Origin of the sequence: Streptococcus danieliae (genome assembly GCF_013415245.1) — a bacterium.
GTDB classification, from domain to species: domain Bacteria; phylum Bacillota; class Bacilli; order Lactobacillales; family Streptococcaceae; genus Streptococcus; species Streptococcus danieliae_A.
Genome location: NZ_JACBXX010000125.1, coordinates 1 through 23,735, shown reverse-complemented (window position 1 = coordinate 23,735; position 23,735 = coordinate 1). Strand labels below are relative to the sequence as shown.

Genomic DNA, 23,735 nt, shown 5'->3' with positions numbered 1-23,735 from the left:
TCAGGTAGGGCTCATGAGTACGCTATTAGTTTTCTGTCTTACAAGCAACAAGATGCACCAGATAACACGGATGTTCTACCACTCATTCACAGGGTGTTGGACATTTCATTTTCGTATAACAAAGGAGATATTCAATGAGTATTGAAGTAATTAACGGGAAAGACTATCTTGCTTTTTTCCGTTTGTTGAAAGAGAGCACCCAACAGGATGCTGACCGCATTCGTTTTATGACGGAGATGTCTCTCAGCATGGAAAAAGAAACAGATTCAGAAACTACTGTTGATGGTATTGTGACGAGTATTGCTGATGGTGAAAACACGCTTGAGTTTACCGCTCTTGCTTATCGTGATACAGATCCAAATACTATCGCAATGTGGAAACAGATGCGGCAGTGGTATCTGGATGGTGAAACTGTAGAGGTTTGGAATGTTGACATTAAGTCAGGGAAATTAAATGAAGAGACTCAAAAAACAGAGTATCTGGTTGATTATTTCCAAGGTAAATTCACTAGTTTTGAGCTATCTGCAGCTGCAGACGGTAAGGTTGAGTTGACCTACTCATATACCATTAATGGCAATGGAATCTTTGATCATAAAGACACTTTGACAGAAGCTCAGGAGGCTGCAGTGAAGGCTGCTCAATTTGCTTATCAAACCTTAGCTAAGGTGACATCAATTTAGCACATGTAGTGGGCGGTTTATCCGCCCTGTTTTTGTAAGGAGAGAAATATGATTTTAACAATTAACAATAAAAACTATGAATTGACTTTCGGTCTTGGTTTTCTAGCTGCGATGAATAAACATAAACCAGCTGAGTTTGAAGGTATGAAAACCGGCTATGGTGCCATGGCACTTTTTAATGTCGGACAGGCTCTTGGAGACCCCCTTGCCCTCTATGACTTGATTCGGGCAGCAACTGCTGCATCTCCGCAAAAGCCAAGCAATAAAGAGCTTGAAGATTATTTAACTCAGTTAGTTGTGGAAGGGCGTCTTGATCAAGTTTTTGCAAATATCTTGGAAGAAGTAAAAAAATCACCAATCCTGGCATACGCTATGAAAATTCAAGGAGGCCAGGCTCCGCAAGTGGCAGCGAATCAACAGATGACAGTAGTCGGACAAGCGCCAGAGATTCAGACAGATACGAATACACCTACACCGACTGTATCGCCTTACTAATTGCAAGAGCCGGTCTTAACTATCAAGAAGCCTATAATACAACGCTTGAGCAATTTTACATCTATTGCAAGGCTTTTGAAATCAGAACAGTGGATAAGTTGTATCTAATGGCAAAAAATGCTTTTTACACCCAGGCAGCAAAAGCTACTAAAGGGAAAGGTAAAAATATCCGTTCTGCATATGAGACATTTGAGGATTTCTTTGATTATGACGCTGAAATCCAAAATCTTTTTAGGCCGACTGAGAAAAGAAGTCGTATTGATCGTATGTCTGAGCTGAATCGCTTGATGAATGAATACCTAGAAAAGGAGGATGACAGTCATGGCATTTGATGTGACGGCAGTTTTGAAGGCAAATGTTTCTAACTTTACTAGTGGTATTAAAGAAGCTCAGTCTGTTTTTGAAAGCTTTCAAAGCAAATCAAATCGTACCTTTGAGAATGTCGCAAACGGATTCCAAACTGCGGGTCTAGCCCTTTCTGCTGGATTAACTGCTCCAACCCTTGCAGGTATTGGAGCAGTTGTCAAAGGTTATGCTAGTCTTGAACAGAATTTAGGTGGAACAGAAGCAGTATTCGGTCAGTTTGCTAAAAGTGTCCAGAATGATGCTCAGACAGCTTATAGAAACATGGGTTTATCAGCTTCTGATTATATGGCGACAGCCAATAAGATGGGTTCTCTCTTTCAAGGTTCTGGTGTTGAGCAACAGAGAGCTCTAGATTTGACCTCGAAAGCTATGCAGCGGGCTTCAGACGTAGCCTCTGTTATGGGACTTGACCTTGGTATGGCCATGGAGTCCATTGCGGGTGCAGCTAAAGGAAACTTCACCATGATGGATAACCTAGGTGTTGCCATGAATGCGACAACACTTGAAGCTTATGCTTTGGAAAAAGGTATCAATTTCAAGTGGAGCACCGCAAGCAATGCGGAAAAAGCTGAACTGGCCATGCAAATGTTCATGGATCGGACGCAACAGTTCGACGGTAACTTTCTAAAAGAATCAGAAAAAACAGTCTCTGGTTCATTAGACGCTATGAAAGGGGCATTCTCAAACTTTGTTGCAGGTCTGGGGAATCCTGATGCAGATGTAGCTCAGTTGATGGAGAATTTGAAGACAACGATTGTAAATTTCTCAAAGAATGTCAAAGGAGTCATAAAAACTATTTGGGACAATCTTCCCTTAGCACCCTGGCAGAAATGGGTTGGGCTAATTGCGGTGGGCGCAGGTCCAGTTCTCTTGGCTATATCTGGGATTATGAAAGGGATTAGTACCCTCAAGTCTATTTTTCAAGGTATAGGAGCAGTTCTGACCAATCCCTGGGGCCTTGCTATCGTGGCTATTGCTGCTTTAGTGGCAGGTTTGATATATGCCTACAAGCATTCTGAAAAATTCCGCAATATTGTCAACAGTGTCGTTAGCACAGTAGTGGCAAAATTCAATGAGTTGAAAACGAAAGTGCAACCAGCACTGGATAGTTTTAAAAATGCCTTGTCTAAGCTCAATATCGGTGCTTTCCTACCTTTAATTGCAGGTGTCGGGCTTACTATTGCAGCTCTTATGAAGCTGAAAGGGGTCAAAATCCCGAATCCATTCAGCAAATTCAAACCGACTTTTCCTAAAATCCCAAATCCTTTCACTGGTTTAGCAAAGATGGCCCAGTCTGCAGGGACAGCCATTAAATCAGCTTTTTCTGGAATTGGAAAAGGAATTTCTTCAATTTTTAGAGGTATCGGGACGGCTGTTTCAACTGTCTTTCAAGGTATTGCAAGAGCTGTTTCCATGTTGAATCCAGCTGGTGTTGCTTCGTTTGCTCTGGGGCTTGCTGCAGTAACAGCTGCCCTAGCGGCTTTGAGTGCTCTCCAAGGGTCAATTCTTCCATTCCTGCAAGGATTGGCTGATATATTCGTCAAATTGGTTGGTGGAGTGCTCCAGGCTTTTGTTTCATCTCTTATTGCCCTCGCCCCTGTTATGACGACAATCGCTAGAGCTTTGGCTTTACTATCTCCACTGGTCGTTGCTTTTGGGGCGGCCTTTGCAATGGTGGCAACTGCAGTCGGAGGAGCAATCGCTCAGATTATAACAGCTTTGGCTGGTAGATTGACTCAAATTATAGTGGCTCTTACGCCAATCGTTGCCATTATCAGTTCAACTTTTCTTCAGCTTGTAACGGTGATCGCTGGTGCCATTGTCCAGATGGTTCAAGCTTTGGCTCCATTTATCCCGAACATCACAGAGATGTTCACATCAATTGTGACTGTAGTAGCTAATGCCATAGTTCAAATTATACAAGCTATTGCTCCATTTATTCCGTCTATAACTGAAATGGTGACGGCGGTAGTATCTCAACTACCAAGTATTATCGATGCATTTACCAATCTTGCATCGGTTATTCCGCCAACTATTGATAGTATATCCAGGGCACTAGAGGCTTTTGGAGGAGTTTTGGAGACCGTATTTTCAGGTGCCCAAGGTGTGATTGAATCGTTTGGTTCAGCGGTATCTGGAATTTTAGATTCAATAGCAGGGGTGTTTGATTCCATCGGGAATGCGGCTTTAAATGCTGGTAAAGGCTTTGATCAATTAGCTAACGGAATTAGTAAGATTACGAGTCTTAATATTATTGATATGGGGGCTTCACTTGCAGCAGTAGCTGGTGGTTTAGCAGCTATTGTAGCTTCAGGCATTGGTTCGGCTGGTCCAGGTCTTCAAGCAGCAGGAATCGGTATGCAACTAATGGCAACTTCAGCTCAAGCTGCTAGTCTAGCTATCCAAATGTTGCCGACAGCCCTGAATCTATTGACAACAAGTCTTGGTACCTTGCCTTCTCAACTGACTATGGCTGGGACAGCTATGACGGTCTTTGCCACTAGCGTTCGAAATTCAGCAACAGGGCTGATGTCGGTTAGCTCATCTATTACACAGTTTGCTACTATTCTCATGACGATCGCTCCAGCTGCAATGGTGGCAGGAGCAGGTTTATCAGCTTTCAACTCCCAGGCTAGTTCCGCAGGGAATGCTTTACAAAGGCTGGGTTCAGCATCCAGCCAAGCACTGGCTCAAGTATCAACTTTGGGCGCTGGTATCACGTCATCTATGTCAGGAGCAACAGCTGCGATTAGAAGTTCAGGTACGCAAATGGTAGTAGCTGTACAAATGGCAGGTACGCAAATGCTGGTTGCCATGCAATTGAGTATGAACCAGATAAAACTAGCCGTATTAAATGGAATGATAGCAAGTGCCCAAGCAGTCCGAAATGGTGGTACTCAAATGACAACTGCAATTAGAATTGCAGGGACTCAGATGGTAACGATAACTCAATCTACAATGAGTCAAATGAAATCCATTATTCAGAATGGTATGACTTCCATTGTTTCATCTGTTCGAAATGGTGGTACTCAAATGGTGGCAGCATGGAGATCGGCAGGGCAGCAGTTGGTTTCAACCACTCAGAGTTTTGTTACTAGTGCTAACAGCTCACTGAGAAATATTGGTTCTGGTGTTGACTTGTATTCCAATGGTGTAAGCTTGATGGCAGGTTTGAAACGAGGGATTGATGCAGGTTGGGCACAAATCACTGCTAGTGTCTCAAGTATGGCTCAGTGGATTAAGGACCATAAAGGGCCTGTTTCTTACGATAAGCGCCTCTTGATTGATAATGGTTTGGCTATTATGTACGGTCTCAATCGAGGTATCAGCTCGGGATGGCAAGAAGTGAAGGACAACGTTTCAGGCATGGCAAGACAATTATCACAATTGGTGGAAGATGGATTAGATAGCTCATTTGCTGTTCCAGATATGGCAGCAAATTTGATGAACAGTGTGACAGTGTCGCATAATCCTCAGAGTGTTCAGCACAGTATTGACAATGTAGCGAGTCAGCAGCGATTGATTAAGAAATTTGATGAATTGATTGATGAAGTAAGAAGAAACGGTAATACTTATCTGGACGGTAAGCTTATTAGCCGTAAGGTTGACAGAAACCTTGGAGAAAATACACAGTTAAGGAGTAGAACATCATGGATGAGCTAGAAATCAAGGAGTATATCCAATTTATGGGTTTCAACTCTAAAAATGAAAAGCTTTATCTGATTGAACGCAATGCCCCGACACCGGATGAAAAAGAAATTCTCAAGAACCTCCCGTTTAGGCAGGGGGTTCTTGATTTTTCTGCTTTATTGGGGTCACGGGTTTTTGAAAACCGTGAAATTGAGTACGTTTTTAAACTCTTTAATACTCCTTACAATCAGAGAAAAATTGTAGAACGTACTATCAAACAAAAGCTGATGGTTCATCCTCGGAACAAACTTTATGATACCCACGATTCTAACTATTACTGGTTAGGTAAGTGCAAGTCTGTTGATGTAGAAAACGGTGAGCGGTTTAATCAGCTAACTGTAACTATTGTTTTTGATTGTTACCCTTACATGATTAGCCACACTAACTATTTTGATGATTTGTGGGATGATTTCGAATTTGATGAAGACGTAGCTAACTATACCAAGTACAAGGTCAAAGGATTTTTGACTTTCCCACTCTACAATGCTGGATCAGTCTCTGTAAGACCGAAGGTTATTGTGGATAGTCAGTTTTCTGTTAAGGTCAACGATGAATCCCCAAAAATCTTCGAAAAAGGCAGTAAGCAAGATTATTACTTATCACTCCGCCCAGGAGTCAATGAAGTATATGTAGAAGGGACTGGGACTATTCAATTTCATTATCAGAAGGAGGTTATGGGATGACCGAGCTTGGATATAGGGTTCTTTACTATAAAAGCTATGAGGATAAACAAGGTATGCTGCTTCACGAGACTCAGTTAGACGGTGACAAAGTTTCTGCCGGTCGATTGGAACAGTCACTGTCAGATATTGCTACTTTTGAATTTGAACTAACGTATAACCATCCGCTTTACAACAGTATCGAACCAATAACAGGGCTGGTTAAAATTATCAATAAGTACGACAAAGAAGTGGAATTTTTTGGCCGAGTTCTGAAACCAGATGCAGGCATGGACTCCTCAGGTCTCTTTGCTAAGACTTTTGTTTGTGAGTCGGTGCTGGGCTATTTGCAAGACTCTACTCAAATGTTTCAACGTGTGCCTAATCAGGGTGTAGAGGATTATTTCAGAAGGATTATCGAGGTTCATAATCGTCAAGTAGAATCTCATAAACGTTTTAAAGTAGGCCTAGTGACTGTTCCGAATCAGTCGGATGTACCTCACCGCTACATCGGTTACGACACTACTTTTGAGACTATCAAAACTTACCTGGTCGGTCGTATGGGAGGTTATATCCAATTGCGATTGGAAGAAGATGGAATGTATTTGGACTATCTTCAAGAGGTGGGGCAGGATATGTCCAGTCCTATTCAACTTGGGACCAACATAGAGACAGCACGCAGAGAGCTTGACCTGAGTAATCTAATTACCCGCCTTGTTCCTTTGGGAGCCGATTTAGAAACTGAGGACCGAGATGAGGAGACTGGTCAGTATGTTGTTCGTGAACGTGTCACTATCAATGATGTTAATGGTGGAAGGGCCTATATTGAGGATCTTGAGCTAGTCAGACAGTTTGGGATTATCCAGAAGCCTGTTGATTGGACGGAAATTAATGATGCCAGAATCCTGTTACAACGTGGTCAGCAGTATATGGCTAGTCAGAAGATAGCCATCTCTGCTTGGTCAGTCTCGGTGGTTGAACTCTACTTGATTGACCATACCTTTGAGAAATTCAAGGTTGGCAACAGCCATCCTATAGATAATGCCCCTCTTTCGGGAATGGAGCGGCTACAAATTATCAAAAAAGTGATTGATGTTACTCAGCCAGAATCAGTTGATTTGACAGTAGGGGCAGACAGTATGACCCTATCGAGATTTCAACTACAACAGCAAGAGGCGACAAAATCAATGGAGAAGGTCATGGCAGATCAGGCTGCTGCGAATGCTAAGTTAGAAGCTCAAGCAAAGTACGATAGCCAGATGCTTGTTTTACAATCAGAATTATCTCAATACCAAGTGAACTCTGATAGCTTTGCACAAGAAATTCAATCTTTAACCGCTCAAATTGCTCAACTAAATTTAAAAGAACATGCAGACTTGATTACGAGTCTGACCGCCCAGAAGCAGATTGCGGAAAGTAAGAAACAGAGCTTTGATATGAAGATTGCGGAAATTGTCCAGGCTATCGAAACACTAAAAGCAACGCAAGGAGGAAGTGAAAATGGGCTATGATTTTAAGAGTCTGACGAGGCAGGCTGATGAAGCCAGCAATCGTAACAAATTCTATATAGATTTTGAAGATGTAGATCCTACGGTCCTACACCAAATCAGAGACTTAACCGAATGGATACGGACAAAGGGCAAAGGTTCAGACGTCAGGGAAATTATTGCTCAGTTGTTTGAGCGAACTTGGCTTGAGGCTATGAAAGAAGGAAATGCGAACTTAGAGGTCGCTAAGTCTCGAGGGGATTTTGACCTTCTCCCTGATCGTCTTGATTCAATGGCAGCTAATCTTAGGGATAAAGCTCCGATTGAGTGGGTTAAAGAACAACTTGAAAATATGACAGGAGGAGGTCCTATTGCAGTTTTACAAGATTTACCAGCAATCCAAGCTGCTTATCCGAACGGAGATCAGGGAATTGTTGTAGCTAAGGGTAACGGTCATTGGTATTTTTGGTCTAACTCTGCTCGTCAGTGGCAAGATGGAGGTCTCTACAAAGCACAGGGGCTTGATAAGGATGAGGTGAGCGCTGATAATGTCGACTTTACATCCGGTATCAAACAAATGCTTGATTTAGATTCTGCATTTCAAGGTAAGGTTCATTCATGGGCTGGTACTAAGATGAGTGACTATCCTGATACTAGTACAAAATCTTATCCAGCTCTGCGATTGTTAGCTAATAAGACTTACTATTTAAAAGATATTCGAGGGGTATTTTCTTACTATGTGTCCCTAGATGGGAAACGCATGATTCGAAAGTTTTCGGAAAAAGAAGGAGTTGTTACAACGGATTTCACTCCTTCGGAAGATGGCTTGCTGTATATTACAGCTCCAGCGGGCAAAACTCCTCAAGTATTTAGTGAAAGCTTGTATCAACTGCGGTCTTCTGGAGTTGATTTGAATAAAATCCACAGAGGCTATATTTCTATTAAAATTCCTAAATTGGAGTTGGAAGTAGACGCCGAAGATTTGAGTTTTATCCGAATTATTAAGCAACTGCTAGATGAGTCGGCAATCACTAGAGATGTCTATTACACAGGAAATAAGCAGGGAACTGCAACAAGCGCGTCATGGGGTGTCTATCCTCCAGTTTTTCTCAAGTCTGGAGAAACTTATGGACTCCATAAAGTCCGGGGATTCTTCACCTATTTCATGTCGACAGATGATCAGTTGGTTAAAAAATTTGCGACTTCTGATAGGCTAGTTTCAGAAGATTTCACCCCTTCTCAAGATGGATATTTGTTGGTCACCAGACGTCTTGCGGACGAATCCTCAAAACTAATCTCTGGCGGCCTATCTAAAGCGACTATGTTGCCTAGTCTTGACTATGGGGCTTTAGCTCTCGAGACAGATGTTCCTTTTGTTCCCAAAGAAAATAAAACTGATTTTACTGTTAAAAAAGATGGTAGCGGAGATTTTGTTAGTTTAGTTGCAGCAATTAATTCTTTAGGAGAAGGGACTCCGAATAAGCCTTTCAACATTTACATCCATTCTGGAGAGTACAATATCTTAGAAGAGCTTGGAGGGGATCAATGGCTACAAACCGTAGAGCGGACAAACTCGGAGCGTCTCGGAATCGTAGTACCAGATTATGTAAATATCATCGGTGTCGGTGATGTGAGGCTGTACCTGGAAGTACCTGACGATAAAACAACGGTAAACTCAGCTAAGCGAATTAGCTTACTGAATGTGTGGAAGCATAATACAATTAGAAATCTCAAAATGTATGTTAGAAATACACGCTACGCCATCCATGATGAGACCAATAATTCTTATCATGGCAATGACGTGAGATATATTGATTGTTATTTGGAACATAAAGGGAATAAAGCTGGAGTTTGGCAGTCTACGCAAGCCTACGCTGCAGGGACTGGTTCCAATGGTAATTACCTGTTTGAAAACTGCACTTTCAAATCAGCGACTATTCCGTTTTCTATGCATGACAATGAAAACCAAGATGGAAATACCATCAAAATAAAAACCTGTCAATTTATTTCTGGCAGTGATGTGGCGATCCGTTTCGGCTCTCATGGATCTAATACCAAACAATCAAAGGTCACAATTGAAAACTGTAACATTGACAAAGCGATACACCTACTTGAAGAGCGAGCTGGTTCTCGTGTAGGAAACCACTTCAAAGTGAGCGGAGGCGGAAATACCATCGTTCCTTATATCAATGTGAATTCGGCCGGACGAAAGGAAAGGGTCGAGTTTGGAGATGAGGTGCGTGTGCTTCGGAATTCTGGCCAATCCGAAATCATCATTGGAACACCAGTCAAGCTTTCTGGAAATACAGTGCAACCTTTAGGGCCAAGCGAGCCTTGGCTTTTCTATGGTGTAGCACTTGATACGATTGCACCAGGAGCGACCGGAGTTATCAAGTACCGAGGTTACATTGCTAAGGAAGATACAGGTCTCTCCGCTCTATCTGCAGGTCAGAAAATCGGACTTGTAGGTGGCAGGTTGGCAGTTGTGACGGATGGTGACTTCATCGGCTATGCGACTGATAGTAATAACGTTTTACTTAGAAAGTGAGGAGGATCAGCATTGAATTGGGGAGAAGTTACAGGGCTCTTGACGGTAGTCGGAGCCCTTTTAGGTGTTGGTCACAAAATCATTTCAGAGCTTCGGGCTAATAGTCATAAAAATAACCAAATCATGGAAGATTTGGCAGAGGTTAAGTCGGGAGTTTCAGAGATACAGGAGTCTGCTCTGAAAAACTCGAGTGGCCTGAAGACCTTGCATAGTTATCGCTTGGCTCATGACATGAAAGCGGATATTATGCGAGGTTATACGACCTTAGACCGTAAGCTAGCTATGGCTAAGTTGTTTGAATCTTACAAGAACTTGGGTGGTAATGGTGAGATTGAATCGCTCTATCATGAATTTTCGGAATTACCTTTGAAAGAGGAGGATCATGAAACTAAATGACGATTGGTACCAGGCCATCAAATGGCTGGTGCTTATTTTTCTCCCAGCTCTAAACACCTTGATTTTCGTCATCGGTGGGGAGCTGGGTTATGATTTATCAACGTTGAACAACATTCTGACGGCCGTTTCCGCATTTTTGGGGACGGTCGTTGGTGTATCAACTTTAGACTATTATCGAAAGGAGGGGCAAAATGGTAACAGCAATGGACGTGGTTAATTATACCAACAGTTTGGTAGGGAAGAAGGTTACAGTCCCTACCAATCCCTACGGTGGTCAATGTGTGGCCTTGATTGATAGTATTGTGCAGTATTTTACCGACGGTAAAAAGAATCTCGCCTATGTCAATGCCGTTGACGGCTTGCGAAAAGCTAAAGAAATGGGCTTGATTGTAATTTACAACAATCCAAACGATCCATATCTTTTGCCTGAGCCGGGAGATTTCTTTGTCATGAATGATCCTCACCCGTGGGGGCATATCGGAGTGGTTGTATCTGCCGATGTGAATGGCATGCATACAATTGAGCAGAATATCGACGGCTACCGAGATGATAACGGAAACGGGATTAATGACCAGCTAGAAATTGGTGGCGGTGGCTATACCCGCAAGAACTACCGTGATTATAGTAACGTTACAGGCTGGTTCAGATTACCGTATTCCAACCAAAAACAAAAGGAAGGAAAAGCTATTGTGGAACCGAAAAAAGTAGGCGAGGACTTATTCAGCGGTCTCATTACCGATATTGACCCGAATCTCATGTACGCTGGAGGCACTCGGGCCAAGATTGACAGGATTGTGATTCATCACAATGCAGGAACCAGCGATGAGAATGCACGTCGCACTTGGTATGTCTCTAGCGGGAATGAAACATCAGCTCATTATCAAGTTACTCCTGACAAAATTTGGGGATGTGTAGGTGAGAATTTCCCAGCCTGGCATGCAGGGAATGCGGAGATGAATGCTCGTTCAATCGGCATCGAGCACCTTAATTCAACTGGAGCACCGGGCTGGCAGATTGCAGAGGAGACCTACAAGAATTCAGCGAAATTGATTGCAGATATTTGTCGCCGTTATAGTATTCCAATTGATCGACTGCATATCATCATGCATAGGGAAGTCGTTGCAACGGCTTGTCCAGGTGGAATTGATATTGATAAGCTAATTCGCATGGCTCAAGAAGTAGCCAGTGGGAAGACTCGAGAAACAAAAGTAGAAAAGAATGGAGGAGCAGCTATGTTTACAATTTCAGCTAAAGAACGAGGAATCGCTTTGATGACAGGGGGAGTCTTCTATGCCCTACTAGATGCTAAGGATCCGGAGAATTTCTGGAACCAAGGTGTTCCGCATATCCAGGTGTCACAGAAAACCTTTGATAATTTCCAAACTAAGTCAAATGTGGATAAGTTAGACGATGAGACAGTGAATAAGCTCATCGCTGGTCTTAAGAAATAGTGATATGAAAGTAGCCCTCGGAGTGATCCGGGGGCCTTTTTTGGTACCCACTTTGGTACCCATATTTATCAACTATTGAGATTTTATTGATATTTTTGTATCTCAGATTGCCTATTTAATAGGAAGATAAGTGCTATTTCAGAATAGATTTCTATAGTTATTTAAAACAAGTTTCTGTTTACCCAATCGCTAAATAAAAAGGTTCGGGGAACCTTTTTATCACCTCTTTGTGACCTAACAAAGAGGTATTCTAAACACCCAGAAAATAAGGCTTTCCGAGGTTTTCGGAGAGCCTTATTTGTTTAACTACCCATAAAGAACAATGTATAGGAATAGGAGATTTAAATGTCATTAGAAGAAATTATACAGCGTAGCCATGCTATTCGGCAAGCCTATCATGTATTGGAAAGAGAACATCATGGCTCTGAATGGTCAGTTGAGGAAGATCTGCTAGCATTATCCAACGATATAGGGAATTTGAATCGTCTGATTATGACACGGATAGGACGTTATTACGATGAAACGCCTTATCAACTGGAAGCAAAATTGGCTGAGAATGTATGGTGGTTGTTAGAGCTCTCTCTACGGCTAGATGTAGACCTTCAAAAAGAGCTAGAAGCGTTTTTAACCAGTAAAGAAGAATTGTTATCTATCAAAAGAGAAGACCAATGACATTACGTCCAATCTGATAGTAAAACAATTTTGAATACAAATCAGATAGTGAGACGCAGGTATAAGAAAAGCTTAGGCAAGGCCAAACTAATAACCTGTGAATTCAAAATAGAAAGAGTATTTGATTTTTGCTCTTAACAAACTAGAGGAAAGGGGATTCCAATCATCCAATGCTTTTCTTCTTTTTATGAGAAAAATTATCTTTTTGGACAAATAAAGCTCAAGTGTTCGAATTTCTACTCAAAGAAAATCAAAATCAGATTTTTTCTGGTAAAAGGGAGAAAATCTCAAATAAGTCGCTTAATGAGAGAAAGATTGTCTGAAAATTTGCCGAATCTTCCCTTTATTTTTTGAAGATACAAAATTTAATCTGTTTTTAGAAGTGCTCTTGTAAGCCTTTAAGGGAGGTTTTTGGAGGCAATATTCATTTAGAGATAGAATTCCTGCTGAAATGGTGTGAGCATTTTGGTTTTAACGAGGAATTCCATTCTCCTTTTCGTCAGTAGAGCTAGAAATTTCAGTCTAATTAGGATACAATAGAATGAAGTTTTTTGAAATGGGTAGATAGATGAATATTCAACAATTGCGGAATGTAGTGGCTTTAGCCAATAGTGGTACTTTTCGAGAGGCGGCGGAGAAGCTCTACATCAGTCAGCCGAGTTTGTCCATGTCGATCAGGGATTTGGAGCAGGAGCTGGGCTTTAAGATTTTCAACCGGACCAATTCAGGAACCTTCGTAACCCAGAGGGGAATGCCTTTTTATGAGAAGGCTAAGAGTCTGGTTCAGGAGTTTGATGTTTTAGAAAATCAGTACCAGTCGACGGAGGAGTCTAGTGAATTTTCTGTTGCTGGTCAGCACTATGATTTTTTGCCAGATATTTTAACCAAGTTGGCTAAGCTGTGGCCAGAGCACAAGGATTTTCGGCTGTTTGAATCAACGACCTTGCAGATTTTGGATGAGGTCTATAAGGGGCACAGTGAGATTGGCCTGTTTTATTTAAATAGTCAGAATGAAAAGGGGATTCAGCAAAAGTTGCAGCAAATGGATTTGGAAATACAAACCTTATTTTCATTTCCAACCCACATTTATCTAGCAGAGACTCATCCCTTGGTGGAGAAGGGAGAAATTTCCATGTCCGACTTGGAGATTTACCCGACCGTTCGTTTTACCCAGGAGAAGGATGAGTACCTCTATTATTCGGAGAACTTTTTCGATACCTCGATTAGTCCTGTTCTGTATGAGGTGACGGATCGGGCAACCTTGAATGGTCTTTTAAAGCGGACGCATGGCTATGCGACGGGATCGGGCTTTTTAGATCAGGAGGTTAGTCCAGGGATTGTAGCCTTACCGGTCAAGGAGGGGCGTAAGAATACGATGGTTTGTGCCTTTCGAGCTGGTAGTGAGCTTTCAGCGATTGCCCAAGATTTTTTGGAATTGCTTGTCGAAGCAGCAGAGGAGATTGGTTATGTCTAGAAAAATGATACTGTTGGTACTTGGTTTAGCCTTGATTTTGGGAGATCAACTTCTTAAGTCTTGGGTGGTGGACCACATTGCGCTAGGCGAGCAGCTGACCTTTTGGCCGGGCATTATGGATTTGACCTATCTCCAAAACAGGGGGGCTGCCTTCTCAATCCTCCAGGGACAGGTTTGGTTTTTCTTTCTAACAACCTTCCTAGCCATGGTAGTAGCTGGTTATTACTTTATTAAGGCCAAGTCCAGTCAATGGGAACGTCAGGTCGGCCTGGCCTTGATTATGGCTGGGGGCATTGGAAACTTCATTGACCGTGCCAGTCAGGGCTTTGTGGTGGACATGTTCCAGCTCACCTTTATTGACTTCGCCGTTTTTAACTTGGCCGATTCTTATTTAACAGTTGGAGTTGTTATTTTAATTTTGGATCTCTTAAGGGAGGATGAGGATGGAGTTTAAGGTAAAAACAGGCGGAGAGCGCTTGGACAAGGTGTTGGCTGACAACACGGAACTTTCTAGAAGCCTAGCCAATGAGCAAATCAAGGCGGGCCTCGTTCGAGTCAATGGTCTGGCTAAAAAGCCGCGGTATACGGTCGTGGAAGGGGATATCATTTCCTACCAGCTTCCGGAACCGGAAGTTTTGGATATTCAGGCTGAGGATTTGCCGCTGGAGCTGGTCTACCAAGACCAAGATGTGGCCGTAGTCAATAAGGCCCAGGGGATGGTAGTCCATCCTAGCCCTGGTCATCCGAGTGGAACTCTAGTCAATGCTCTATTGTTTCATGTCAAGGATTTGTCGGGGATCAACGGTGTTCTGCGTCCGGGGATTGTCCATCGGATTGATAAGGATACCTCCGGTTTATTGATGATTGCCAAAAATGATCAGGCCCATGAAAAATTAGCTCAAGAGTTAAAAGAAAAAAAATCATTGCGGAAATACCTGGCTTTAGTGCATGGCAATTTACCAAGTGATAAAGGGGTGATTGAAGCACCAATCGGTCGGAGTGACAAGGATCGCAAGAAACAGGCTGTTCAGGCAAATGGAAAGCCTGCCCTCACCCGTTTTACCGTCTTGGAGCGTTTTGGGGATTATAGTCTGGTGGAATTGCAGCTAGAAACTGGTCGGACGCATCAGATTCGCGTTCATATGGCCTACATCGGCCATCCGCTGGCAGGGGACCCACTTTATGGTCCCAAAAAGACCTTGAAGGGTCGGGGTCAATTTCTCCATGCGGCTCAACTTGGTTTTACCCACCCCAGCACAGATGAGACCATGGTATTTAAAGCTCCGCTTCCGGAAATTTTTGAGGAGACCTTGGAGCAGCTTAGAAAGGATTATTGATAGATGTATATTGTTAAAACCCTCTCGGATTGGATTTGGAGTCCGGTCCTCTTGGCCTTCTTAATCGGAGCAGGCTTATATTTTACGATTCGAACAAAGTTTGTTCAGATTCGTATGATACCAGAAATGTTGCGAGTGATGTTTGAGAAACCTGAGGAGAGCCAAGGAATTTCGTCCTTCCAAGCCTTGTCGGTAGCCCTTTCTGGCCGTGTCGGAACCGGAAATATTACAGGGGTTGCCTCAGCTATTGCCTTTGGTGGTCCAGGAGCCGTGTTCTGGATGTGGGTGATTGCCTTTGTTGGAGCTGGCTCGGCCTTTGTAGAGACGACTCTTGGTCAGGTCTATAAAGAAGAAGTGAATGGTCAGTTTTATGGGGGGCCAGCCTATTATATTGAAAAAGGACTCAAGTTGAAAAAACTGGCACTGGGAATGGCTCTCATTTTAGCCTTTTCATTTGCATTCTTGATGTCTGGGATTCAGGTGAATGGAATTAGTGTCGCCATGCACAATGCCTTGAGTGTACCGCCTCTTGTGTCAACCCTGCTCGTAGTTGGAGCGCTCTTATTGATTGTCTTAGGAGGGATTCAACGGATTGCCAAAATTGCCGAGATTATTGTTCCTTTTATGGCGGGAGTTTACCTGCTGATGGTGTTTGTCATCGTGATTGCCAATTGGAACCAGGTAATCCCTGTTTTCCAATTGATTTTTAAATCAGCCTTTGGGATGGAAGCAGTTTTTGGTGGTCTTGTCGGTGCAGCCATTTCTTATGGTGTCAAACGGGGAGTCTATTCGAATGAAGCTGGGCAAGGTTCCCAAGTAGCGGCTGCCGCCTCTGCCCAAATCTCACATCCAGTGAAACAAGGTTTGGTTCAGGCCTTCTCGGTTTACATTGATACTCTTTTTGTCTGTACAGGGACTGCCTTGGTTATCTTACTAACCAATTCTTACAATGTTTTTGATGCCAATCAAACTCCGGTTGTAGCCCATTTGGCCAATACGAATGCGGATAGTGCGGGTGCCTTGTATACACAGACTGCACTGTCGACTGTTCTAGGTTCTTTTGGTCCAATCTTCGTGGCCTTTGCCTTGGTCTTCTTTGCCTTTACAACGCTGATGAGTTACTACTACATTGCTGAAACCAATTTACGTTACTTGTTGAAGGGAGATAAATTGACCCTGGCTTTACGAGTGATGCAAGTCTTGATGGTTGGTATGCTGATTTACTCCGGTGTGGCTTCTAGCCAAATGGCTTGGACCATGGGGGAAATTGCGAGTGGAATCACAGTGTGGCTCAATGTAACAGCCATCCTCTTCCTCTCTCCGTTAGCCTTTAAACTCTTGAAAGATTACGAACAACAAAAGAAGGAAGGGAAAAATCCTGACTTCAATCCATTTGAATTGGGGATTGAAGAGGTCCCTTATTGGGAAAATCGTATCCGAAACAAAGAAAAATAAGCACAGAAACCCAGGTCTAATGATCTGGGTTTCTTAGTTTGCGCTTAGCGCTCACAACCGATTCCGTCACCATCACGGTCCAGGTGTGAACCGTAACCTGGGTTTCCACGGTAAACTGGAGCGGCACCAGCTGCTCTGGCGGCACTACAGTTAGGGAAGTATTGTGCTGTTTGGGCGGCTTGGGCTTGTTGCTGAGCCTGCTGTTGTTCTTGGGCGAGTCGGTTGGCTTCTTCCTGACGGGCCTGGATGGCTCCTCGGACTAGTTCGATCCGATGTTGGAAATCGGCCTTTTGCTGGGGATCGCCAACAGCATCGACGGCAGCTTGGGCTTGACCAATGTTTTCGGGAACCTGATTTTGTTCTAGGACTTGGACAGCTTGATCGGCTTGGCTCCGAACTTGTTCAGCTTCCTGGGCTCTTTGTTCTTCCTCGGCTTTTCGTTTTTGTTCTTCTTCAGCCTTCTGTTTTTCAGCTTGTTCTTTTTTGGCCTTTTCTTGTTCAGCTTTTTCCTGTTCGCTTTTCTTTTTCTCAGCCTGTTCCTTTTTCTGATTTTTGTCCGTTTCTTTTTTGAGCTCAGCCTTGGCCTTGTCAGCTTCAGCCTTAGCCTTTTGGAGTTCTTGTTTGGTTTCGTTTAGTTGTGTCTGAGTTGCGGTTAGTTCCTGCTGGACCTGGTTGGTTTGAGAGGTCTGTTCGCTTGGAGCCACCAATCCAGCCAGGATACCGATGCTTGCAAGTCCGAGTGCGCGATTGCGAAGTTGGGGTGTTTTTTTCCAAAAAGCAAAATAAAGTCCGCCTATTAATCCGGCGAGGATTAAGAAGGTTCGTATATCAGGGAGGGCAGCACTGGCTGCAAAAATAAGAAGAATAGCGATCCATTTTTTCGATTTTTGATTCATAAGAATTCCCTTTCAATTTGTATCCGCTTACATTATAAATCCTGAGAGCTTGAAAGTCAATGATTTTTTAGGAAAAGAACCAGTCGCCGTCAATCCGAGAAAGAGACTACACAAGTGATTGGAGAACTTGTATAATAAGACGAGAAGAAAATCTGGGGAGGAAGGGATGTTATACGAATTTTGTACAGAAAATCTAGAGGCTCTACCTCTGGCTCTAGCAGCTGGTGCGGAACGTGTGGAACTTTGTCGTGACCTGTCTGTTGGTGGTCTGACACCAAGTCTGACCGTAATTCAAGAGGTTGTGACCTCGGGACTACCGGTGGTTCTAATGATTCGTCCCAGAGCTGGAAACTTTGTTTATAGTGTGGCGGAGGTGGAGCTGATGGTGGCCCAGATTCAAGAAGCCAAGGAAATGGGTGTTTCTTCCTTTGTTTTTGGAGCCTTACTGAAAGATGGGAGTTTGGACCAAGACAGTCTGCAAAGACTGCTGGCAGCAGTTGGGGATGGGGAGGCTGTTTTTCATATGGCCTTTGACCAGATTCCTTGGGAGCAGCGTTTGGAAGCTCTGGATTGGTTAGCCCAAGCTGGTTTTCAGCGAATCCTGACCCACGGTGGTCCGCTGGAGCAGGAGCTATATGCCTATGCGGAGTACCTGGACCAAATCATCGCACGCGCAGCGGGTAAAATTGACATCATTCTAGGGGGTGGGATAACCCTGGATAACCGTGACCAAATCGCCCACCGTTTTGGTGTGACACAACTTCATGGAACGAGGATTGTTGGCTAATGGATTGGCGGAGAAACTTTTTTCAAAATCCGATAGTTACAGAGCGACTCGAGGCTGCGGGCTTTATCCAGCAAGGAAAGGTCTACCAGTATCAAGAAGGTTTAGATGAACTAGACCTCGAACTTCAGCTCCAATGGAATTCTGAGCAGCAAGAGATGGGTATTCGCTTGTGGGATCCGGTCGCTGAAGCCGACTACCAGCTGGCCTTTCTTCCTTCAGCCAAAGGGGCCTATGTGGGCCAGGTTCGGAAGCTCCTCTGGGAAAAACTAAGCCAGATAGAGGGTCAAATTAGTCAGCCCCAGCGCTTATTTTCGGCTCAGGCTGAGTCTTTATTAGATTTAGTTAAAGCTCGTTGGGGCTGGGAGCTGGCCTTTCTTTGGAAAAAGCTCCCCAAGGCTGCGGTTTTTCGCTATGGCAGCAAACAAACCTGGTTTGGGGTGTTGCAGGAAGTTGACTGGCAGAAAATCGATGCCCGTAAACAGGGACCGGTGACGCTTCTAAGTCTTAAATCTGAGCAGGTTGCGGCCCTGGTTGATGCTGGTTCTGCCTACCCGGGTTACCATATGAATAAGAAGTATTGGATTAGTTTTCCTCTGGATGGGAGTCATTCCTTAGAGGAAATCTTGAAGCATCTAGTCAAATCCTACCAACTCATCGGAGGAGATTTGACTTTGGAAAGGAAGATGATGAAAATTTTACTGCCTACCGCCAAGGAGCTGGACTTAAAGGGGACCTTTGTTTCAGGAGAACCTCTGTCGCCTGCTGGTCAGACAGTGCTCCAGGCCCTGGAAGAAGTTGAAAATTGGTCGACTTTTTTCAAATTGAAGGAAGATAAAGCTAGGGAAGAAGAGGAGCATTTTCAAGCTTTGAGAGTCGGTCAAGCTCAGACTAAACCGGCCCTCCAACTTTTTAATGGTCTGATGTATCGGCAAATCGACCGAACTCAGGTCGACAATCCTTTTTGGAATCAAGTTTGGATTACCTCCAGCTTGTATGGTTGCGTGCCCATTTTAACCCCCATGGCTCCTCACCGCCTGGATTTTCAAGTCCCTCTTCAAGTGGAGGGACAAAGCCTGACTCAATTCTGGCGCCCCCATTTTGATGCTGCGATTGGCAGCGATCCCGTTCTTTCACTGCTCTCGTCAGAATTTGAGCAGGTATTCTCCAAGGAAGTCAGAGAGAATTTTATCCGTATTCAATTTAAAGAAAACAAGGGTGGCGTCCTCAAAACACACTCCACCATCTCCAAAAAGGGCCGGGGATTGCTTATCCAAAGTTTAGCGGAAAAACCTGTTCATGATTTGGAGGAATTGAAGACGCGGACGATTGCCGGTTTTGCCTATCAGGCTGAGCTATCGGCTACTAAAGAGTGGATTTTTGTTCGAGAAAGCTAGGAGGATTTATGAACGAGACAATTCAAACCCAATTAAACCATCGCAGTATTCGCAAATTTAAAAAGCAGGAGCTGACCAAAGAGGAAGTCGATCTTTTAGTGGAAGTTGCGCAACAGGCACCGACCAGTAATTTTCGGCAATCCTACTCGATTTTGAGGATTACAGCTCCACAATTAAAACAGGAGCTGGCTGAGATTGGCCAGCAGGACTACCTTGAGAGTGCTCCGCACCTTTTTGTATTCTTGGTTGACCAGGCTCGGAACACCAAGCTGGCACAAGAACAGGGAGCTCCAACTCTGGTCCAAGGAAGTCCAGAACGCTTTTTAGCCGCCTTTTCAGATGCTCTGATTGCAGCCCAAAACATGGTTGTAGCAGCCGAAAGTATGGGCTTAGGAACGGTCTATCTAGGCAGTATTCTGAATGACCCCAAACGCCTCTGCCAGTTACTGGCCCTACCGGATTATGTCTATCCGGCAGTCGGCTTGGCCCTAGGCTGGCCAGACCAAGATCCAGAAAAGAAACCACGCCTGCCCAAGGAAATTGTCCATATGGAAAATGTTTATCAGGAACTGGAACATCCGGTGGCAGCTCTAAAAGAGTATGATCAGGCCATTGAGCAATACTATGACCTACGCTCCTCTAACAACCGCCTTGAAGCCTTTACCACAAAAGTCAGTCGGGAAATGGCAACCTCCCCTGCCAAACGCGCTGAAACCCTGGCTGCTCTGCAGGAACAAGGCTTCTTTAAAGAATCGAGATAGGATAGTGGATCTTGGAACCTGAGCCCAGAACAACTCAAAAAACCGGTTCTTTTACTCTTGTGTGGAATCCCTGAAAACTGATAATCATAGATTTTGATAATTTTTAGTTTTTAATAACTGTAATGAAGTAGTTTGACCTCTGGTGGGGGACGGCAGCGACCTCTAACGAGTTCCGTGCCTTAGTCGGAAACCGAAGTTTTCCGACTCCCCCCGAATCCAAGCCAGCTGGCTTGGATTCTTTACACCACTGGGTCTTGCATCTCTTTCATTTCTAGAAGCCAGGGTCACATTAACAGCTCCACTGTGAAAATCTAAAACACTGATAGCTAGTTCAAACCTTCTGTCCCTTTCCTCCTTAGAGGGGAGGGCTCTTTAGATAGAGTGGACAGCTGCAGTCTGCATCCAGTAAGTTCTGGCAAAGAGATGTTCATGTTTCCGATAGCCAAAAGCAGAGCGTTTCAGAAGCTTAATTTTATTGTTAGTCCCCTCAATGAGACCATTATGATAAGGTACGGATAAGGCCAAGCCTATACTCTCTTCCTTCGCTAATACTCGAGGGAGAGTCCTCGGTGCCAGATTGTTTACATATTTCGTTAATTCTAATGACGCTCCCTACACAATTTGATAGCCTGTTTTACAGATTGAAGCAATCTTTCTCATACTGGTCGTATCTTTTAACCCCACCAAAATTTTGAGATGGAGTTAAAAGATACAACAAAGCAAGGACGGCACTTGAAACGACGGATAACTACTGGCTGATTATCAACCTCTGTTAGCTGAATCTGCCGCTTTTTAGGAATAGTACCGTGGGCATAAACATCCTTAGTGGATTCCCAAGTAAGTCCACAAGAGGGGCAATAGCTTGGTCGTTTATCTAAAGAACCTCCAATAATTTTGGCAAGGCGATTTCGTTTATCTTTACTATAAAGTAAGCCAATCTTCCCTAAAAGTGATACCTAGGTCCTGAATTCCGAGCAACTTTTGAGTATTATAGCCCATAGGAAGCAATTCCTATTCTGATGTTTTTCCACTTATCCGTTTACTAGGAATTGCTTTTTTTGCATTCTAAATTACAAAAAAGTTGCGTGGAGTACAAACTTTCCACACAACTTATTATAGAGCCAAAAAACCTTTGCAATTATCTGCAAAGGTTTTTTGGCTATTGGTAATCGCTTAGTTTAAAGCTTCCAAGAGGGCTTCAGCTTGTTTGTTCAAGTCAGCCAAGACTTCTTCAGATGGGACGAAGGCACCGTCGACCCAAGCTGAGTCGTTGACGCGTGAAGTTGTGATTTGGTCCACAAATTTTGTACGGATAAATGGCATCAAGTTGCGGTAGACTTCAGCAGCTTGCTCGTGTCCACCATTGGCAACGAGGGAGACTGTTGAAACCTTGTCTTGCAAGGCAGAAGCTCCAGTTGTATCAGATAGATCCAAGGCACGGCTAGCCCAGTCTAACAGGTTTTTAACAGAACCTGGAATTGAGAAGTTGTAGACTGGTGAGAAGATCCAGATCGCATCTGCAGCTTGGATAGCTTCACGGACAGCCGCAACAGGAGCAGGTGTTGGAACTTCTAAATCTTGTGAGAAGACCGGAACATCTTTCCAGTCCAGGTAGTTAACAGTTGCTTTACCAGCCAATGCTTGCTCAGCAGCGGTAGCCATTTGTTTGTTAAACGATCCTTCGCGTAGAGATCCGACGATAAATAGAATATTTTTCATTTCTTGTTCTCCTTTTCTTTACAAGTGCTAGTATAGAACATTTATTACTAATTAGCAACAATTTAGCTCAAATTTTTAAATTTTTTCAAAATCCGGATTAAATCCTCTTTATCCTGTTGGTCCAAAACCGAAAGAGCTTCCTTGACATAGGCGACATGCTCTGGATAAATGGCTTCAATCGTTTCCCTGCCTAGAGCAGTCAATTCAATCAGGAAGGCCCGGCGATCCGAAGGATCGCAAACGCGGGTAATGAGGCCATCTCGTTCCATATTCCGAATAATCACTGTCATATTCCCCGAGGTCGCTAACATGCGATCGGTTAAATCTTGGATCCGCATTTTCCCCTTGGCATAGAGGGTATCAAGGACCGAGAACTGGCTAGGAGTGAGATTGTGGTCCCGCGCAGCTTTTTGCTCCAAACAACGGATGGAGCGATCAGCCTTTCGAAACACAATCATGGTTTTTAAATCTAAAGCTTCTTTTTCAAATAATTCTTTCATGAATTCATTGTAGCAAAAAATAACTAATTAGTACAATTAAAAGCCATTGGCGAATCTATAGGGGTGTGTCAAGAATTTTGTGTAAACTCCAAAGCAGAGTTTGAAAGTGTGTATTAATCGGGCAAGGAATTGTAAGGATTTCCTTTTTGAGCCTAGTTGGATAACAAGAGAAATAGGGATTGGTGTCAAGGCTTTAAGCGAAGCGTGCCTTTACGCCATATCCAAATTTCTCTTAAACTAAATGAGGCTCAAAAAGGAAACTGCTCTTAGTAACTATTCATAAAACGATTCTAAGGTGTCACAACAGGCACTGAAACCTCTGTGTGAGCGGTCTTCATTTTTCAAATTGTACTCTTCAAAATAGGCGACTAGACAACGTTCTAAAGATTCTTCATTTGGAAAAACAACTCGCTTCTTGGTTTGTCTCTTAATCTGCTTATTCATGGATTCAATCAAATTCGTGGAATAGATACTGGATCGAATGCTAGGAGGAAAATCATAAGAGGTTAAAAGATTGTCTATATCAGCTATTTTCTGAATCAGTTTCGGATACTGTTTACCCCATTTTTCCATGAAGATTGTCAGAATTTCTTGTGCATGAGAACGATTCTCGCACTTATGAAGCATCTTAAAATCATCTAAGATATCTTTTCGATCGACTAGTTTTACTCGGTTTACGATGTTTCTGGAGATATGCACTAAACAGCGCTGTTGCTTAGCCAGTGGGAAATTTTGATAAATAATTTGATCTAAGCCTTTGAAACCATCTGTCACAAATAAGGATACCTGTTTAACACCGTTAGCCTTTATTTTTTCAAGCAAATCAGACCAGGCTGTATTGTTTTCATTTGGTGATATTTCATATCCAAGGATTTCTTTATAACCTTGATGTGTAATTCCAAGGGCAATATGAATACACTCTTTACTTACAGAAGTCCGACGTAATGGGAGATAAGTGCCATCCAAAT

General features: G+C 43.4%; 23 protein-coding genes. 18 read left to right on the top strand and 5 right to left on the bottom strand.

The features are described from left to right. Positions 1–134 precede the first annotated feature (134 nt). From HZY94_RS05360 to HZY94_RS05285, 15 genes are all read left to right on the top strand, one after another. Positions 135–680, top strand: coding sequence for a phage major tail protein, TP901-1 family (locus HZY94_RS05360; protein ID WP_179925324.1), 546 nt, complete (start codon positions 135–137; stop codon positions 678–680). A gap of 48 nt (positions 681–728) precedes the next feature. Then, entirely contained in the window at positions 729–1,175 is a 447-nt protein-coding gene (locus HZY94_RS05355; RefSeq protein WP_179925323.1) for a tail assembly chaperone, read from the top strand. A gap of 107 nt (positions 1,176–1,282) precedes the next feature. Further along, entirely contained in the window at positions 1,283–1,507 is a 225-nt protein-coding gene (locus HZY94_RS05350) for a hypothetical protein (RefSeq protein ID WP_179925322.1), read from the top strand. Further along, positions 1,488–5,204: a hypothetical protein gene (locus HZY94_RS05345; RefSeq protein ID WP_179925321.1), complete on the top strand. Its 3,717-nt coding sequence runs from the start codon at positions 1,488–1,490 to the stop codon at positions 5,202–5,204. Before HZY94_RS05350 ends, HZY94_RS05345 begins: the two co-directional genes overlap by 20 nt. Next, a complete protein-coding gene (locus HZY94_RS05340; protein WP_179925320.1) occupies positions 5,192–5,914 on the top strand; it encodes a hypothetical protein in 723 nt (240 codons plus the stop codon). Before HZY94_RS05345 ends, HZY94_RS05340 begins: the two co-directional genes overlap by 13 nt. After that, a complete protein-coding gene (locus tag HZY94_RS05335; protein ID WP_179925319.1) occupies positions 5,911–7,401 on the top strand; it encodes a phage tail protein in 1,491 nt (496 codons plus the stop codon). Before HZY94_RS05340 ends, HZY94_RS05335 begins: the two co-directional genes overlap by 4 nt. Beyond that, positions 7,391–9,925: a hypothetical protein gene (locus HZY94_RS05330; protein ID WP_179925318.1), complete on the top strand. Its 2,535-nt coding sequence runs from the start codon at positions 7,391–7,393 to the stop codon at positions 9,923–9,925. The genes HZY94_RS05335 and HZY94_RS05330 overlap by 11 nt, the downstream gene beginning before the upstream one ends. Positions 9,926–9,937: 12 nt before the next feature. Then, entirely contained in the window at positions 9,938–10,321 is a 384-nt protein-coding gene (locus HZY94_RS05325; protein ID WP_179925317.1) for a hypothetical protein, read from the top strand. Next, a complete protein-coding gene (locus HZY94_RS05320) occupies positions 10,308–10,538 on the top strand; it encodes a phage holin (protein WP_179925316.1) in 231 nt (76 codons plus the stop codon). The genes HZY94_RS05325 and HZY94_RS05320 overlap by 14 nt, the downstream gene beginning before the upstream one ends. Further along, positions 10,513–11,772, top strand: a complete 1,260-nt coding sequence (locus HZY94_RS10520) for an N-acetylmuramoyl-L-alanine amidase (protein ID WP_228064560.1) — start codon at positions 10,513–10,515, stop codon at positions 11,770–11,772. Before HZY94_RS05320 ends, HZY94_RS10520 begins: the two co-directional genes overlap by 26 nt. Positions 11,773–12,117: 345 nt before the next feature. After that, positions 12,118–12,444, top strand: a complete 327-nt coding sequence (locus HZY94_RS05305; RefSeq protein ID WP_179924359.1) for a MazG-like protein — start codon at positions 12,118–12,120, stop codon at positions 12,442–12,444. Between the two features lie 568 nt (positions 12,445–13,012). Then, positions 13,013–13,918: a LysR family transcriptional regulator gene (locus HZY94_RS05300; RefSeq protein WP_179925315.1), complete on the top strand. Its 906-nt coding sequence runs from the start codon at positions 13,013–13,015 to the stop codon at positions 13,916–13,918. Then, a complete protein-coding gene (gene lspA, locus HZY94_RS05295; protein ID WP_179925314.1) occupies positions 13,911–14,372 on the top strand; it encodes a signal peptidase II in 462 nt (153 codons plus the stop codon). The genes HZY94_RS05300 and lspA overlap by 8 nt, the downstream gene beginning before the upstream one ends. Continuing rightward, the gene (locus tag HZY94_RS05290) at positions 14,362–15,255 is read left to right on the top strand and encodes an RluA family pseudouridine synthase (protein WP_179925313.1); all 894 of its coding nucleotides are present in this window, start codon (positions 14,362–14,364) and stop codon (positions 15,253–15,255) included. Before lspA ends, HZY94_RS05290 begins: the two co-directional genes overlap by 11 nt. A gap of 3 nt (positions 15,256–15,258) precedes the next feature. Beyond that, positions 15,259–16,710 (top strand): alanine/glycine:cation symporter family protein, encoded by a 1,452-nt coding sequence (locus tag HZY94_RS05285; RefSeq protein ID WP_179925312.1) that lies wholly within the window; start codon positions 15,259–15,261, stop codon positions 16,708–16,710. A 44-nt stretch (positions 16,711–16,754) separates the two neighbouring features. Here the strand turns inward: HZY94_RS05285 and HZY94_RS05280 are convergent, their stop codons facing one another. After that, positions 16,755–17,606, bottom strand: a complete 852-nt coding sequence (locus HZY94_RS05280) for an excalibur calcium-binding domain-containing protein (protein ID WP_179925311.1) — start codon at positions 17,604–17,606, stop codon at positions 16,755–16,757. Between the two features lie 166 nt (positions 17,607–17,772). On the opposite strand from HZY94_RS05280, the gene HZY94_RS05275 reads away from it, so the two are divergent. Genes HZY94_RS05275 through HZY94_RS05265 form a run of 3 tightly spaced genes read left to right on the top strand, consistent with a single transcriptional unit; the run spans position 17,773 to position 20,548 of the window. Next, positions 17,773–18,393: a copper homeostasis protein CutC gene (locus tag HZY94_RS05275; RefSeq protein ID WP_179925310.1), complete on the top strand. Its 621-nt coding sequence runs from the start codon at positions 17,773–17,775 to the stop codon at positions 18,391–18,393. After that, entirely contained in the window at positions 18,393–19,787 is a 1,395-nt protein-coding gene (gene yaaA, locus HZY94_RS05270) for a peroxide stress protein YaaA (RefSeq protein WP_179925309.1), read from the top strand. The genes HZY94_RS05275 and yaaA overlap by 1 nt, the downstream gene beginning before the upstream one ends. An 8-nt stretch (positions 19,788–19,795) precedes the next feature. Further along, complete coding sequence (locus HZY94_RS05265; RefSeq protein WP_179925308.1) at positions 19,796–20,548, top strand: NADPH-dependent oxidoreductase; 753 nt, start codon at positions 19,796–19,798, stop codon at positions 20,546–20,548. A 372-nt stretch (positions 20,549–20,920) separates the two neighbouring features. Here HZY94_RS05265 and HZY94_RS10355 read toward each other — a convergent pair whose 3' ends face one another. The 4 genes from HZY94_RS10355 to HZY94_RS05245 form a co-directional block, all read right to left on the bottom strand. Continuing rightward, entirely contained in the window at positions 20,921–21,079 is a 159-nt protein-coding gene (locus HZY94_RS10355) for a transposase (protein ID WP_373683181.1), read from the bottom strand. A gap of 642 nt (positions 21,080–21,721) precedes the next feature. Further along, positions 21,722–22,267: an NADPH-dependent FMN reductase gene (locus HZY94_RS05255; protein WP_179925307.1), complete on the bottom strand. Its 546-nt coding sequence runs from the start codon at positions 22,265–22,267 to the stop codon at positions 21,722–21,724. A gap of 62 nt (positions 22,268–22,329) precedes the next feature. Then, entirely contained in the window at positions 22,330–22,767 is a 438-nt protein-coding gene (locus HZY94_RS05250) for a MarR family winged helix-turn-helix transcriptional regulator (protein WP_179923304.1), read from the bottom strand. A gap of 273 nt (positions 22,768–23,040) precedes the next feature. Then, positions 23,041–23,735, bottom strand: a 695-nt coding sequence (locus tag HZY94_RS05245; protein WP_179925306.1) for an IS256 family transposase, incomplete at its 5' end; no start/stop codon positions are given.

Excerpts from the sequence above, each read along its gene's own strand:
- HZY94_RS05360 (WP_179925324.1), top strand. The coding sequence starts at position 135 with ATGAGTATTGAAGTAATTAACGGGAAAGACTATCTTGCTTTTTTCCGT.
- HZY94_RS05355 (WP_179925323.1), top strand. The coding sequence starts at position 729 with ATGATTTTAACAATTAACAATAAAAACTATGAATTGACTTTCGGTCTT.
- HZY94_RS05350 (WP_179925322.1), top strand. The coding sequence starts at position 1,283 with ATGGCAAAAAATGCTTTTTACACCCAGGCAGCAAAAGCTACTAAAGGG.
- HZY94_RS05345 (WP_179925321.1), top strand. The coding sequence starts at position 1,488 with ATGACAGTCATGGCATTTGATGTGACGGCAGTTTTGAAGGCAAATGTT.
- HZY94_RS05340 (WP_179925320.1), top strand. The coding sequence starts at position 5,192 with ATGGATGAGCTAGAAATCAAGGAGTATATCCAATTTATGGGTTTCAAC.
- HZY94_RS05335 (WP_179925319.1), top strand. The coding sequence starts at position 5,911 with ATGACCGAGCTTGGATATAGGGTTCTTTACTATAAAAGCTATGAGGAT.
- HZY94_RS05330 (WP_179925318.1), top strand. The coding sequence starts at position 7,391 with ATGGGCTATGATTTTAAGAGTCTGACGAGGCAGGCTGATGAAGCCAGC.
- HZY94_RS05320 (WP_179925316.1), top strand. The coding sequence starts at position 10,308 with ATGAAACTAAATGACGATTGGTACCAGGCCATCAAATGGCTGGTGCTT.
- HZY94_RS10520 (WP_228064560.1), top strand. The coding sequence starts at position 10,513 with ATGGTAACAGCAATGGACGTGGTTAATTATACCAACAGTTTGGTAGGG.
- HZY94_RS05305 (WP_179924359.1), top strand. The coding sequence starts at position 12,118 with ATGTCATTAGAAGAAATTATACAGCGTAGCCATGCTATTCGGCAAGCC.
- HZY94_RS05300 (WP_179925315.1), top strand. The coding sequence starts at position 13,013 with ATGAATATTCAACAATTGCGGAATGTAGTGGCTTTAGCCAATAGTGGT.
- lspA (WP_179925314.1), top strand. The coding sequence starts at position 13,911 with ATGTCTAGAAAAATGATACTGTTGGTACTTGGTTTAGCCTTGATTTTG.
- HZY94_RS05290 (WP_179925313.1), top strand. The coding sequence starts at position 14,362 with ATGGAGTTTAAGGTAAAAACAGGCGGAGAGCGCTTGGACAAGGTGTTG.
- HZY94_RS05285 (WP_179925312.1), top strand. The coding sequence starts at position 15,259 with ATGTATATTGTTAAAACCCTCTCGGATTGGATTTGGAGTCCGGTCCTC.
- HZY94_RS05280 (WP_179925311.1), bottom strand. The coding sequence starts at position 17,606 with ATGAATCAAAAATCGAAAAAATGGATCGCTATTCTTCTTATTTTTGCA.
- HZY94_RS05275 (WP_179925310.1), top strand. The coding sequence starts at position 17,773 with ATGTTATACGAATTTTGTACAGAAAATCTAGAGGCTCTACCTCTGGCT.
- yaaA (WP_179925309.1), top strand. The coding sequence starts at position 18,393 with ATGGATTGGCGGAGAAACTTTTTTCAAAATCCGATAGTTACAGAGCGA.
- HZY94_RS05265 (WP_179925308.1), top strand. The coding sequence starts at position 19,796 with ATGAACGAGACAATTCAAACCCAATTAAACCATCGCAGTATTCGCAAA.
- HZY94_RS05255 (WP_179925307.1), bottom strand. The coding sequence starts at position 22,267 with ATGAAAAATATTCTATTTATCGTCGGATCTCTACGCGAAGGATCGTTT.
- HZY94_RS05250 (WP_179923304.1), bottom strand. The coding sequence starts at position 22,767 with ATGAAAGAATTATTTGAAAAAGAAGCTTTAGATTTAAAAACCATGATT.